Consider the following 13,172-nt stretch of genomic DNA (forward strand, 5'->3'; position numbering starts at 1 on the left):
CGATCCGACTGTCCATGCTTGACTCGATCTCTGTCAATATTGATTTAGTCAACATATGTCGATCAAGATATAGAGGGACGGCTACGGTGGCCTCCATGCGCGATCACGAGCCCGCTCCCGACCGGCGCCCCGGACGACGGCTGAGCACCCGGGAGACCGCCGAACTGCTCGGCGTGAAGCCCGAGACGGTGTACGCCTATGTGAGCCGCGGCCTGCTCAGCAGCAGACGCGAACCCGGTGGCCGCGCCAGCACCTTCGACGCGAAGGACGTCGAGGCACTCGCCCGGCGGAACCGCAGGGAGGCCGCGGGGAGTCCGGGCTCCGGAGGCGACCTGTCCGTGCGGACCCGCATCACCCTCATCGAGGAGGACCGCTACTACTTCCGTGGCGTGGACGCCACGGAGCTGGCCGCACGTCACTCCTACGAGGAGGTCGCGGAGTGGCTGTGGACGGGCCGGCTGACGCCGGGCACGGCCTTCACCGCACCCGGGACCACCGTCGAGGCCGCCCGCCGCGCCGTGAACGCCCTCCCGGGGCACACCTCACCGGCCGACCGGCTGCGGGTGGCGGCCATCGCCGCGGCGGCCGAGGACCCGCTCCGCTTCGACCTCTCCGAGGAGAGCGTGCTGGGTACCGGACGCATCCTCATCCCCACGCTCGTGGCCGCGCTGCCGCCCGTCCGGCACGACCACGAGGACGGCGGCCCGCTGGCCCGCCGCCTGTGGGGCCGGCTGACCGGCCGCCGCGCCGACGAGGCCTCGCTGCGCGTCCTGGACACCGCCCTCGCCCTCCTCGCCGACCACGACCTGGCCGCCTCCACGCTCGCGGTGCGGGTCGCCGCCTCGGCCCGCGCGCACGCGTACGCGGCCGTCTCGGCGGGACTCGGCGTCCTGGAGGGCCCGCTGCACGGCGCCGCCAGCGGTCTCGCCCACCGGATGCTGCTCGACGTGCTGGACCAGGGCACCGCGGTCCCGGTGATCGCGGACGAGCTGCGGGCCGGGCGCCGTGTCCCCGGGCTGGGCCACCGGCTCTACACCGGCGAAGACCCCCGCGCGCGCGTGCTGTTCGGACTGCTGGAGCAGGTACCGCAGGCGGAGCCCGCGCTCCTCGCCGCGCGCGACGTCGTCGCCACCACCGCGCGGCAAGCACCGCTGCACGCCAACGTCGACCTCGCGCTCGCGGTGTTCACCGTCTCCAGCGGCATGCCCGCCACCGCCGGGGAGACGATCTTCGCGGTCGCCCGTACGGCGGGCTGGATCGCCCACGCCCTGGAGGAGTACGGCGAACGCCCGCTGCGCATGCGCCCGAGCGGTCACTACGTCGGCCCGCGTCCCCCGCAGCCCCTGCCGTAGAAAGGCCGTCCGTGCCTGCGGCCCGGCGGACACGGGACCCGGCCGGAAGTCGCCCCAGGAAGAGTCAGGTTAGGCTCACCTCTGTGAGTAGGTGTGCGACCGTCTCCCGGAGTCTCGACGAGCCCGTTTCCGCCACGGCCGCCACGGCGACGACGTGGCTGCTGCTGGAGCAGTCCGGGCCCTGGGGCGCCAAGGCGCTCACTTCGAGCCATCTCGACCCCGCACTCGGCCGCGCGCTGGAGGCCGCCGCCGAGGGCACCGGCGTCCGCGTCGCGCTCATCCGGCGCCCCGGCCGGCACGCCGACCCCGGCACCCCGGAACCGCGGCAGGTGTACGCGGCCCACACCGTGCCCGGGAACGTATGGCTGCACAGCGCCACCGCCCAAGACCCGCGCCGGCTGCTGGACCTCGACCTCACCGCGCTCGGCGCCGGCGACCACCGCTCCTTCGGCACCGCGCTCGGCGGCGCGCCGCACACCGGCGACCCGCTCGCCCTCGTCTGCACCAACGGCAAACGCGACCGCTGCTGCGCCCTCCTCGGCCGTCCGCTGGCGGCGGAGCTGGCCGCCTCCGGCGTGCGGGGCGTCTGGGAGGTCACCCATCTGGGTGGTCATCGCTTCTCCCCGACGGTGCTCGTCCTGCCGTACGGCTACTCCTACGGCCGAGTGGAGGCGGACACGGTCGAGGCGGCCCTGCAGGGTGTGCGGGAGGGGCGTGTGGTGCTGGAGGGCTGCCGCGGGTGCTCCGCCTGGGAACGGCCCGGCCAGGCCGCCGAACTGGCCGTGCGTTCGGTGGCGGGGGTCCGCCGGGCCGGTGCGCTCAGGGTCGTGCGGACCGAGGGCAGGGCGCCCCGCTGGCGGGTCACCGTCGCGCACGCAGACGGCCGCCGCTGGCGCGTCTCGGTGGCGCAGGGCGCGTCGCTGCCGCCGCGGCCCGAGAGCTGCGGCGCCGCGGTGCTCGGCGCGCCGGCGCGCATGGACGTGGTCGCGGTGCGCGAGCTGCGGACGACGGCTCTGGCTAGCTGAGACCCGGCGCCACCAGCCCCGCCCGGAAGAGGGCGGGAGATCCGTGCCACACCGGCTGGGGGCGGCCCGGGCCGCCCACGTACCGTCTGGGTATGAGCCCCACTCCCCCCGTACGCCGCCTGCGCCTCGGTCTGCCCCGGCGGGTGTTCTCGCAGGTGCTGCTGATGCAGGTGGCGATCGCCGCGGGAGTCGCGGTGCTCGCGACGGGGCTGTTCCTGGCACCGCTCAGCAAACAGCTGGACCAGGAGGCGATGCGCCGGGCGCTGGCCATCGCCCAGACCACGGCGCAGGACCCGGAGATCGCCGAGGGCGTGCTGACCACCCCGCCGAGCCGGAACGGCCCGGTGCAGGAGGAGGCCGAACGGATCCGGCACGCCACCAACGCCGAGTACATCGTGGTGCTGGACCGCCACTGGGTGCGCTGGTCGCACCCCACGCCCGAGCGGATCGGCCAGCGCGTCTCCACCGACCCCCGGGACGCGCTGGGCGGCCGCGACGTCATGGAGATCGACCGGGGCACCCTGGGCCGCTCCGCGCGCGGGAAGGTGCCGCTGTACGACGCCGACCACCGGATCATCGGGGCGGTGTCGGTCGGGATCGCCTACGACAGCGTGCGCGCCCGCCTGCTCGCCGCGATACCTGGGCTGCTCGCGTACGCGGGCGGAGCCCTCGCGGTGGGCACGCTGGCCGCCTGGCTGATCTCCCGCCGGGTGCAGCGGCAGACCCGCGACCTGGCCTTCTCCGACATCTCGGCCCTGCTCGCCGAGCGCGAGGCGATGCTGCACGGCATCCGGGAGGGCGTGGTCGCCCTCGACCGCGGCGGCCGCATCCGCCTGCTGAACGACGAGGCGCGGCGGCTGCTCGGGATCGGTGACGAGGCCGTCGGCAAGTCGCTGGACGAGGCACTCGGCGAGGGCCGCACCGCCGACGTCCTGGCCGGCCGGGTGACCGGCACCGATCTGCTGACCGTGCGCGGGCAGCGCGTCCTGGTCGCCAACCGCATGCCCACCGACGACGGGGGCGCCGTGGCCACCCTGCGCGACCGCACCGAGCTGGAGCAGCTGGGCCGTGAACTCGACTCCACCCGCGGTCTGATCGACGCGCTGCGCGCGCAGGACCACGAACACGCCAACCGCATGCACACCCTGCTCGGCCTGCTGGAACTGGAGATGTACGACGACGCCGTGGAGTTCGTCGGGGAGGTGGTCGGGGACCACCGGGTCACCGCCGAGCAGGTCACCGAGAAGATCCAGGATCCGCTGCTGGCCGCCCTGCTGGTCGGCAAGGCGACCGTCGCCGCCGAGCGCGGGGTCGCCCTGTGGGTGTCGGAACGCACCCGGCTCCCGGACCGGCTCGTCGACCCGCGCGGACTGGTGACGGTCGTGGGGAACCTGGTGGACAACGCGCTGGACGCGGTCGCGGGCACCCCGCACGCGCGCGTGGAGGTCGAGTTGCGCACCGAGAGCCGCACGGTCGTGCTCAGGGTGCGCGACACCGGGCCCGGCATCCCGGCGGACCAGCGGGAGCTGGTCTTCACCGACGGGTGGTCGACCAAGAAGCCGCCCGCGCACGGCAAGCGGGGCCTGGGCCTGCCGCTGGTGCGCCGGCTCGCCGAACGGCAGGGCGGCGGAGCGACGGTGGGCACGGCGGACGGCGGCGGCGCGGAGTTCACCGTCGTACTGCCCGAGGCGCTGACCGACGCGCTCGGCGCGCCGCAGGAGGAACCCGCGCCCGTCGGGCCGGGCACGTCGGCGGCGGGCACGGCCGGGGTGCCGGCCCCCGCCGCGAAGGAGGCACGGTGATCGAGGTCCTGGTCGTGGACGACGACATCCGCGTCGCCCGGGTCAACGCCGCCTACGTCGAGAAGGTGCCCGGCTTCCACGTGGCCGGCGAGGCGCACAACGCGGCCGAGGCGCTGCGCCGGCTGGACACGCTGCCCCGGCTCGACCTGGTCCTCATGGACCACTACCTGCCGGACGACACCGGGCTCGCGGTCGCCCGGGAGATGCGCCGGCGCGGCCACCAGACCGACGTCATCATGGTGACGGCCGCGCGGGACGTCTCGACCGTCCAGGCGGCCATGCGGCACGGCGCCCTGCAGTACCTGGTGAAGCCGTTCGCCTTCGCGGGACTGCGGGCCAAGCTGGAGGCGTACGCCGTGCTGCGCCGCAGGCTGGACGGCGGCGGTGAGGCCGAACAGGCGGAGGTGGACCGCATCTTCGGCGCCCTGTCCGCGCCGTCGGTGCCCGAGCTGCCCAAGGGGCATTCCCCCACCACCGCCGAGCTGGTGCGCCGGGCCCTGATGAAGGCCGAAGGCGCCCTGTCCGCGCAGGAGATCGCCGAGCTGACCGGAGTGAGCCGGCAGACCGCCCAGCGTTACCTCAAACTCCTGGAGCGGACCGGACGGGCCCGGCTGACCCTGAGGTACGGCGACGCGGGCCGCCCGGAACACCGTTACGTGTGGGCGACCCGCGCCTGAGCGGGTTGGTCGCGGCCGCTACTTGGCGGCCTCGACGAACTCGGTGGTGTAGGTCTTCTTCAGGTCCACCTTGGCGTTCTTGATGTTGGGGTTGAACGCCTTGAGGACCTTCTCGACGGTCTCGGGGCCGTTCTCCGGCATCACGCCGTCCTTGGTGAACATCGGCAGCGTGCTCTTGATGGCCTCCGCGTAGAGCGTCTTGTCGCCCTGGGAGTAGTCGGCGGGCATCTTGGCTGCGATGTCGGCGGCGCTGTGGGTGGACATCCACTTGAGCGTCTTGACGAAGGCGTTGGCCAGCTTCTGGACGGTGTCCTTGTGGCTGTTCACCCACTCCGTCTGCATGTAGAGGCTGGACGACGGGTACGGCCCGCCCAGCGCCTCCTGGGAGCCCTCGGGGGTGCGCATGTCGAGGAGGATCTTCCCGGCCTTCTTGTCCAGGATGGTGGCGACGGTCGGGTCGGTGGTCATACCGGCGTCGATCGAGCCCTGCTGCAGCGCCGCGATGAAGGTGGGGCCGGCGCCCACGGCGACCGGGGTGAACTCGCTGACGTTCACGCCGTTCTTGACCGCGAGGTACTTGGTGAGGAAGTCGGTCGAGGAGCCGAGGCCCGTGACGCCGAGCTTCCTGCCCTTGAAGTCCTTCGGCGTGGTGACGTCCCCGGCACTCTTGCTCGAGACCACCTCCACCTCGCCGGGGGCGTGCGAGAACTGCACGACGGACTCCACCGCCTTGCCCTTCGTCTGCAGGTCGAGGGTGTGGTCGTAGAAGCCGACGGCGCCCTGGACCTGGCCGGAGACGAGCGCGGTCTCGGCCTGGACGCCGGCGGGCTCGCTGAGCAGTTCCACGTCGAGACCCTCGTCGCCGAAGTAGCCCAGGCGCTGGGTGAGCATGGCCGGCAGATAGATGACCTTGTCCAGGCCACCGACCATGATCTTGACCTTCGTGCCCTTGCCGTCGCCCTTGCCGCCGGCGGCCGAGGTGCTGCTCGCCGCATCGTTGGCGCAGGCGGTGAGCGAGGAGAGGGCCAGCAGGCCGGAGACGGCGAGAGAGGCGTATCTGGCGGTCTTGCGCATGGAGGTTCACGTCCTTGTGAGTGTGCGGGGAGGGGCAGGTGCGTAGGGCGGCGCTACGGGTTCACGACAGCGCCGGGCGGGCCGGGCTCAGCGGTCGGAGCCCGCCGGCTTCCAGCGGAAGATGCGTCGCTCGGCGAAGGTCAGCAGGCCCTCGGCGAGGAGCGCGACGACCGCGAGGATGACCATCGCGGCGTAGACGCCGGCGGCGTTGAAGGTGCCCTGTGACGCGGCGACGAGCAGGCCGATGCCCTTCGTGGCGCCGATGTACTCGCCGACGATGGCGCCGATGAGGGCGAAGCCGAAGCTGACGTGGAGACTGGTGAAGATCCACGAGGTCGCCGACGGGACGACCACCTGAAGCGTCACCTTGCGGTCGCTCGCGCCGAGGATGCGGGCATTGGCGACCAGGTTGCGGTCGACCTCACGGGCGCCCTGGAAGGCGTTGAAGAAGACCGGGAAGAACACCAGCACCACGGCCGACGCGACCTTGGAGGCGGGCCCCAGGCCGAACCAGATCACGAAGATCGGCGCCAGGACGATCCTGGGCAGGGAGTTGAGGACCTTGATGTACGGGCCGAGGACATCGGCGAGGAAGGCGATCCGGCCAAGAGCGATACCGAACACCACACCGGCGACGACGCCGATGCCCCAGCCCAGCAGCGCCTCGTGCAGCGTGTACCAGACCTGCTCGCCCAGTGAGCCCTGTGCCGTCCCGTGCATCACCCAGGTGCTGATCTGGTCCCAGATCTTCGAGGGCATAGAGAAGTTGAACGGGTCGATGACCTCGGCCCGGGACAGCGCCTCCCACAGGCCGAGCACGACCACCAGGAGGAGCACCCGCGCGGCGGTGACGACCACCTTGCGTCTGCGGGCGGCCTGGGCCCGTGACTCCGCGCGGCCCGGAGCCTTCACCGTGTCGACGACCGGTGTGCTGAGCACCTCAGGCGACATTGGCGGCACCCCTTTCCCGGGTGATGCGGACCTCTTCGCCGAGCGACTCCCAGATCTCGCGGTAGATCTCGATGAACCGCGGCTCGAGCCGGATCGACTCGACCTTGCGCGGCCTGGGCAGGTCGATGTCGAAGACGTGCTTCACGGTCGCGGGCCCCGCGGTCATCACGACGACCTTGTCGGCCAGCGCGATGGACTCCTCGAGGTCGTGGGTGACGAAGACGACCGAGGCGCCCGTGCCCTCCCACAGCTCCAGCAGTTCGTCCGACATCAGTGCCCGGGTCTGCACGTCGAGCGCCGAGAACGGCTCGTCCATCAGCAGGATCTCGGGGTCGTTGACGAAGGTGGCGGCGAGGGCGACGCGCTTGCGCTGGCCGCCGGAGAGCTGGTGCGGGTAGCGGTCCTCGAAGGCCGCGAGGCCGACCCGGGCCAGCCACTCGCGTGCCTTCTCCTTGGCCTCCGCCTTGGGCACGCCCCGGAAACGGGGGCCGGCCATCACGTTGGAGAGCACCGTTCGCCAGGGGAAGGTGGCGTCCTGCTGGAAGACGAAACCGACCTTGTCACCGACCCCGTCGACCGGCTCCCCGGCCACCAGCACCTCGCCCTCGCTGGGCTCCTCCAGGCCGCTGACCAGGGTCAGCGTGGTGGACTTCCCGCAGCCGGTCGGACCGACGACGGCCACGAACTCGCCGCGCTGCACGGTGAGGTCCAGGCCGCGCACGGCCGTGTGCAGACCCCCCGACGGGGTCCTGAAGGTTTTGCTCGCGCCCCGTAGCTCGATGGCGGGGCTGGTGTCTGTGCTCATGGCCCGGGACGGTAGATGTGGCCCCCGCCACAGCAGCAGTCTTGTGAGCACATGCCGTTCTTTTGCTCGCAAGCACCTGTTGTGCTCATTTTGCTCGCGTTACAACTGCGGAGCCGAAACACGGGCTTAACGCTCGCCGGCCTTGGAGGAGAGGCCCGATGATTGACGTCCTGGTCGTGGACGACGACTTCCGCGTCGCTGAGATAAACGCGAAGTACGTGGGAAAGGTTCCCGGTTTCCGGGTGGCCGCCCGCGCACACAGTGCCGCCCAGGCACTGGCCGCCCTCGAACGCGCCGCCATCGACCTGGTCCTGCTCGACCACTACCTGCCGGACGGGACCGGTCTCGAACTCGTCCACCGCATGCGGGAGCTGGGGCACGGCACCGACGTCATCATGATCACGGCGGCCGGCGATGTGGCGACCGTCCAGCGGGCCATGCGCCTGGGCGCGCTGCACTACCTGGTCAAGCCCTTCACGTTCGCCGCCCTGCGCACCCGGCTGGACTCCTACGCGGCCCTGCGCCGCACCATGGACCGGGTCGGCGGCCGGGGGCTGACGGGCCAGGAGCAGGTCGACCGGATCTTCGGCGCGCTGCGCACCTCGACCGCGCCGTCCGCCCCGGGCCTGCCCAGCGGCCATTCGGAACCCACCACGGACCTCATCTGCGGTGTGCTGCACCGCGCGGACCAGCCGCTGTCCGCGCACGAGGTCGCGGCGCGCACCGGCCTGAGCCGCTCCACGGCCCAGCGCTACCTCCGCCACCTGGAACAGGCGGGCCGCCTCAGCCTGTCCCTGAAGTACGGCGACACCGGCCGCCCGGAACACCGGTACGCGTGGGTGGCGCCGTAGGCGCGGGGCCGCCGAGCCACGGCCGGCGCCGGTGACCGTCGGCTGCCGCGCGGTACGTCCGCCCCTGCCCCCTGCTACACGGCGCCCGCGCCGGTCAGCGAGCGGACCTCCGTTTCCGCGTACCTGGCCTCGTCGGCGACCTCGTCCGAGGTGACCGTGCCCAGCCAACCGGCCAGGAAGCCCAGCGGGATGGAGACGATGCCCGGGTTCTGCAGCGGGAAGTACTGCAGGTCGATGTCCGGGAAGAGCGATCCCGGGCTGCCGGACACCACCGGGGACAGCAGCACCAGCACGAGAGCCGGGACCAGCCCGCCGTACACGGCCCACACCGCACCACGCGTGGTGAAGGCGCGCCAGAACAGCGAGTACACCAGCACCGGCAGGTTCGCCGACGCGGCCACGGCGAAGGCCAGACCCACGAGGAAGGCGACGTTCAGGTCGCGGGCCAGCAGACCGAGCGCGATCGCGACGACGCCGATGCCCACGGCCGCGGCACGGGCCACGGCGACCTCGCCGCGCGCCGTGGTGCGCGGCCGCCGCAGTGAGGCGTACAGATCGTGCGCCACGGACGCCGAGGAGGCGAGCGTGATCCCGGCGACCACCGCGAGGATCGTCGCGAAGGCGACGGCGGCGACCACCGCGAACAGCACCGTTCCGCCAGTGGATCCGACACCCCCGCCGAGATCGAGGGCGAGCAGGGGCATCGCCGTGTTACCGGCCGCGTTCGAGCGCCGCAGCGCCTCCGGGCCGACCACGGCGGCGGCCCCGAACCCGAGCACGATCGCCATCAGGTAGAAGGCGCCGATCAGGCCGATGGACCACACCGCGGAACGGCGGGCGGCCCGCGCGGTGGGCACGGTGTAGAAGCGGGAGAGGATGTGCGGCAGTCCCGCCGTGCCCAGCACCAGGGCCAGCCCCAGGCTGATGAAGTCGAGGCGGGCGGTCCAGCTCCCGCCGTACTTCAGACCCGGCGCCAGGAACGCGTCCCCGTGGCCGCTGCGGGCCGCCGCGGTGACCAGCAGCCGGTTCACGTCGCCGTGGAAGCGCACCAGCACCAGCACGGTCAGCGCGACCGTCCCGCCGAGCAGCAGCACCGCCTTCACGATCTGGATCCAGGTGGTGGCCCGCATCCCGCCCAGCGACACGTAGGTCACCATCAGGGCGCCGACCGCGATGACCGCCCACGTCTGGGCCGTCCCGCTGGTGCGCCCCAGCAGCAGTGCCACCAGGCTGCCGGCGCCCACCATCTGGGCCACCAGGTACAGCACGGACACCGTGACCGAGGAGGTTCCCGCCGCGATCCGCACCGGCCGCTCGCTCATCCGCGCGGCGACCACGTCGGCCAGCGTGAACCGCCCGCAGTTGCGCACCAGTTCCGCCACCAGGAACAGCACGACCAGCCAGGCCACGAGGAAGCCCACCACGTACAGCAGCCCGTCGTACCCGTACAGCGCGATGAGCCCGGTGACCCCGAGGAACGAGGCGGCCGACACATAGTCGCCCGAGACCGCGAAACCGTTCTCCATCGGGGAGAACAACCGCCCGCCGGCGTAGAACTCCTCCGCGGAACCCTGTCGCCTGCGGCTCACCCATGTCGTGATCGCCAGGGTGACGGCCACGAACCCGATGAACAGCAGCAGCGCCAGTGTCTGATGGTCGCCGGTCATGTTGCGCCTCCCCGGGCTCCACGGGTCAGTTCCTGGGTGTCCCAGCGCAGTTCCAGCGCGAGCCGGTCCCGGCGCAGCCGGGCGTGCCGGGCGTAGCCCCAGGTGAGCAGGAAGGTGCTGAGGAACTGACCGAGCCCGGCCAGCATCCCCACGTTCACCGCACCCGTCACCGGCCGGGCCATGAGTCCCGGAGCGGTCGTGGCGATGACCAGGTACCCCACGTACCAGACGAGGAAGACGGCGGCACCCGGCACCACGAACCTCCGGTACCTGCCGCGCACTTCCTGGAAGGCCTCGCTTCGCTGCACCTCGAGGTACACGTCGCGGGCGCGGGCCGTCTCCGTGTCCCGCTCCCCGCGCGGGGCCGGTACGGCCCGGGCCGGCGTGCCGGCGCCGTCCTCGCCCCAGCCGGAGGCCAGGGAGTCGTACCAGGGGTCCTCGTACCTCACCTCGCGGGAAGCCGTGCCGTGGTCTTCGTGATTGCCGGCCGAACTCCCGGCACCGTCCCCGGCTCCCCGGGCACGACCATCGCTTGACTGCATGCCCAAGGATGGACAGACCGGGAAGATCCGTGACTTCTCTTCCCGGGGCACTTCACCCCATCAGGTGACTCATGCCACGGGAGGCCGCGCCAGTCCCTTCGCATAGGCGTAACGCACCGCCTGCGCACGGTCCTTGAGGCCCGTCTTGGCGAAGAGATTGTTGATGTGGGTCTTCACCGTCGCCGTGGAGACGTGCAGCCGGCGGGCGATCTCCTGGTTGGTCAGACCCTCGGCGATCAGCACCAGTACCTCGGCTTCCCGCGCGGTCAGCCCGTCGGGTGCCTCGGTCACGGCGGCGGCGGGCGCGGGCTCGGACAGTCTCTCCAGCAGCCGGCGCTGGACGCTCGGCGACAGGCCCGCCTCGCCCGACAGAACGCTCTCCACGGCCCGCACGATCTCGTCGCCTCCCGCGTCCTTGGTCAGATAGCCGCGGGCTCCCGCGTGCAGCGCGGGGAACAGCGAATCGTCGTCCCCGAAGGTGGTGAGCACCACCACCTGGGTGCCCGGGTACTCCGAGCGGATCCGGCGCGTGGCCTCCACTCCGTCGCAGCGGGGCATTCGCAGGTCCATGAGCACCACGTCCGGAGCCAGTTCGGCGACCAGGCGCACCGCCTCCTCGCCGTCCCCGGCGGATCCCACGACCTCCAGACCGGGCAGCAGACCCAGCAGCATCACGATGCCCTCCCGGACCACGGTCTGGTCGTCGGCGACCACGACACGGGCAGGCTTCTTCTCCCCCGGCTCCGTCATACGGGCACCTTCAGCGTCACCACGAACCCTTCCTCGTCCGGCCCCGCGTCGAGCGATCCGCCCAGCAGCTCGGCTCGCTCCCGCATCCCCCGCAGACCGTACCCGCCGCCGGATCCGGTGAGTTCTCCCGGACGACCGCCCGAGTCCCGCACCCCCAGTGTCACTTCGTGCTCGCCGTAGTCGAGCCGCAACCGCACCTTGGCTCCCTGGGCGTGCTTGCGGACGTTCGTCAGCGCCTCCTGGGCGACCCGGCGGACCGCCTGCGACGCCTCGGCCGGCAGGGGTCTGCGCTCACCCGTGACGGTGACATCGGCGCCCTCGGCCGTACTGACGAGCCCGGTCAGAAACTCCTCCAGCGGGGTCAGCTCGCCGCGCAAAGCGCTCAGTGCCTGCCGGGTCTCGGCGAGGCCGTCGCGGGCCATGCCTCGGGCGGCCACCACCCGCTCCAGGATCTGGTCCCGGTCGGCGCCGCGCTCGATCAGCAGCCTGGCGGCCTCCAGGTGCACGAGCTGTGCCGAGAGGCTGTGCGCGAGTACGTCGTGGATCTCCCGGGCGATCCTCGCCCGCTCGGCCAGCGCCGCCGACTGCGCCTCGGCGGCCCGGGCGGCGCGTTCCTGGGCGAGCAGCCGCTGTGCGCCGCCCCGCGCCTCCGCGTCGAGCCGCAGGACGTATCCGGCGAGGGCCATGCCCACCACCGTGGCGGCCGTGGTGAGCCACACATCGTTGTTGAACGCGGAGAACGAGGCCAGTGCCACGGACGTCACCGGCAGTGCCGCGCCCAGCGGCAGCCGTTCCAGGGCGGAGACTCCGCAGCCGCACCAGATCACCAGGGCCGGACCTCTGAACCCGGTGGCCTCGGCCGCGACGGCGATACCCAGAAGCACCGCCATGAGGGCCAGCGAAGGCACCAGCCGGTGGTCGTAGGTGGTGCGGAAGAACGCCCAGGAGACGAGGCCGGCCAGCAGGACGCCCGCCACGGCCGCCAGCGCGCCCCAGACGCCCACGTGTCCCTGGCTGAAGGCGGCCCACAGCAGCAGGGCGAGTACCAGGACCCGGACCGCTCGGGCGAGAATCCGCCGGGGCCGGCCGGCGCCCGCCTTGGCGAGTGCCTCCCGGGTGGGCCAGCGGGTCAGAGCGTGCTCCGTCACACGCGCTCCTTCCAGGCGAGCCGCATGCCGTGACCGTACGCGGGGGCCGGGCGGTCAGAGGCGCCGAGGGACTGCGCCCGCCAGTTCACGACCCCGGCGCGCACCAGCAGCATGGCGGCGAGGCCGAGCACCAGCGCGGAGCCGTCCTGGTGCACGCCGGACGCGACGCCGAGGGCGAAGACGCCTGCTCGCAGGGCTATGCCCGCGATCCAGACGGCGGCGCCGGCCTTGGTGCCCCTGGTCCACACGGCTCCGTCCGGCTCGGTCCAGATCCGCGTGGTCCAGGCCCAGCCGGCACCCGTCACCGCGGCGATGAGCAGTTCGACGGCGAGCAGGGCCACCGAGGCGGTGGGGCGGTGGTCGTCGAGTATGCCGGGTTCGCGCAGGGTCACCACCGCGAGGATCACGGGGAGCAGCCACCAGCGCCGATCCGTGCTGATCGCGCGGGCGCGGAACTGCCGCACGATCACCACAGCGACGACGGCCACGATCACCAGCGCGTTGACGAACCCGGACATCACTGCCTCC

13 protein-coding genes are annotated in these 13,172 nt (G+C 72.4%); 5 read left to right on the forward strand and 8 right to left on the reverse strand.

From position 1 onward, the window contains the following. Positions 1-95 precede the first annotated feature (95 nt). The 4 genes from ACFQ9Z_RS08515 (at position 96) to ACFQ9Z_RS08530 (ending at position 4,856) form a co-directional block, all read left to right on the forward strand. Complete coding sequence (locus ACFQ9Z_RS08515) at positions 96-1,352, forward strand: citrate synthase (protein ID WP_383012852.1); 1,257 nt, start codon at positions 96-98, stop codon at positions 1,350-1,352. A gap of 83 nt (positions 1,353-1,435) precedes the next feature. Beyond that, on the forward strand, positions 1,436-2,377 hold the full coding sequence (locus ACFQ9Z_RS08520) for a sucrase ferredoxin (protein ID WP_383012855.1): 942 nt from the start codon (positions 1,436-1,438) through the stop codon (positions 2,375-2,377). A 92-nt stretch (positions 2,378-2,469) separates the two neighbouring features. Beyond that, on the forward strand, positions 2,470-4,179 hold the full coding sequence (locus tag ACFQ9Z_RS08525; RefSeq protein WP_383012858.1) for an ATP-binding protein: 1,710 nt from the start codon (positions 2,470-2,472) through the stop codon (positions 4,177-4,179). Continuing rightward, complete coding sequence (locus ACFQ9Z_RS08530; protein WP_383012861.1) at positions 4,176-4,856, forward strand: response regulator; 681 nt, start codon at positions 4,176-4,178, stop codon at positions 4,854-4,856. Before ACFQ9Z_RS08525 ends, ACFQ9Z_RS08530 begins: the two co-directional genes overlap by 4 nt. 18 nt (positions 4,857-4,874) lie before the next feature. Here the strand turns inward: ACFQ9Z_RS08530 and ACFQ9Z_RS08535 are convergent, their stop codons facing one another. From ACFQ9Z_RS08535 to ACFQ9Z_RS08545, 3 genes are all read right to left on the reverse strand, one after another. Next, positions 4,875-5,930: an ABC transporter substrate-binding protein gene (locus ACFQ9Z_RS08535; RefSeq protein ID WP_383012864.1), complete on the reverse strand. Its 1,056-nt coding sequence runs from the start codon at positions 5,928-5,930 to the stop codon at positions 4,875-4,877. A gap of 87 nt (positions 5,931-6,017) precedes the next feature. After that, positions 6,018-6,881: an ABC transporter permease gene (locus tag ACFQ9Z_RS08540; protein WP_383012867.1), complete on the reverse strand. Its 864-nt coding sequence runs from the start codon at positions 6,879-6,881 to the stop codon at positions 6,018-6,020. Continuing rightward, complete coding sequence (locus tag ACFQ9Z_RS08545) at positions 6,871-7,686, reverse strand: ABC transporter ATP-binding protein (protein WP_143636761.1); 816 nt, start codon at positions 7,684-7,686, stop codon at positions 6,871-6,873. The genes ACFQ9Z_RS08540 and ACFQ9Z_RS08545 overlap by 11 nt, the downstream gene beginning before the upstream one ends. 158 nt (positions 7,687-7,844) lie before the next feature. Here ACFQ9Z_RS08545 and ACFQ9Z_RS08550 point away from each other — a divergent pair, with 158 nt between their 5' ends. After that, positions 7,845-8,537, forward strand: coding sequence for a response regulator (locus ACFQ9Z_RS08550; protein WP_383012871.1), 693 nt, complete (start codon positions 7,845-7,847; stop codon positions 8,535-8,537). 74 nt (positions 8,538-8,611) lie between these two features. Here ACFQ9Z_RS08550 and ACFQ9Z_RS08555 read toward each other — a convergent pair whose 3' ends face one another. The 5 genes from ACFQ9Z_RS08555 to ACFQ9Z_RS08575 all read right to left on the reverse strand — a co-directional run bounded on the left by ACFQ9Z_RS08555 (position 8,612) and on the right by ACFQ9Z_RS08575 (position 13,162). After that, positions 8,612-10,204, reverse strand: a complete 1,593-nt coding sequence (locus ACFQ9Z_RS08555; protein WP_383012874.1) for a cation acetate symporter — start codon at positions 10,202-10,204, stop codon at positions 8,612-8,614. Further along, the gene (locus tag ACFQ9Z_RS08560; RefSeq protein WP_383012878.1) at positions 10,201-10,746 is read right to left on the reverse strand and encodes a DUF485 domain-containing protein; all 546 of its coding nucleotides are present in this window, start codon (positions 10,744-10,746) and stop codon (positions 10,201-10,203) included. Before ACFQ9Z_RS08560 ends, ACFQ9Z_RS08555 begins: the two co-directional genes overlap by 4 nt. A 69-nt stretch (positions 10,747-10,815) precedes the next feature. Continuing rightward, on the reverse strand, positions 10,816-11,496 hold the full coding sequence (locus tag ACFQ9Z_RS08565; protein ID WP_383012881.1) for a response regulator: 681 nt from the start codon (positions 11,494-11,496) through the stop codon (positions 10,816-10,818). Next, positions 11,493-12,644: a sensor histidine kinase gene (locus ACFQ9Z_RS08570; RefSeq protein ID WP_383012884.1), complete on the reverse strand. Its 1,152-nt coding sequence runs from the start codon at positions 12,642-12,644 to the stop codon at positions 11,493-11,495. Before ACFQ9Z_RS08570 ends, ACFQ9Z_RS08565 begins: the two co-directional genes overlap by 4 nt. Beyond that, positions 12,641-13,162, reverse strand: coding sequence for a DUF1453 domain-containing protein (locus tag ACFQ9Z_RS08575; protein ID WP_383012887.1), 522 nt, complete (start codon positions 13,160-13,162; stop codon positions 12,641-12,643). Before ACFQ9Z_RS08575 ends, ACFQ9Z_RS08570 begins: the two co-directional genes overlap by 4 nt. Positions 13,163-13,172 lie beyond the last annotated feature (10 nt).

This window comes from Streptomyces sp. NPDC056580, from assembly GCF_042793175.1.
Lineage (GTDB): Bacteria > Actinomycetota > Actinomycetes > Streptomycetales > Streptomycetaceae > Streptomyces.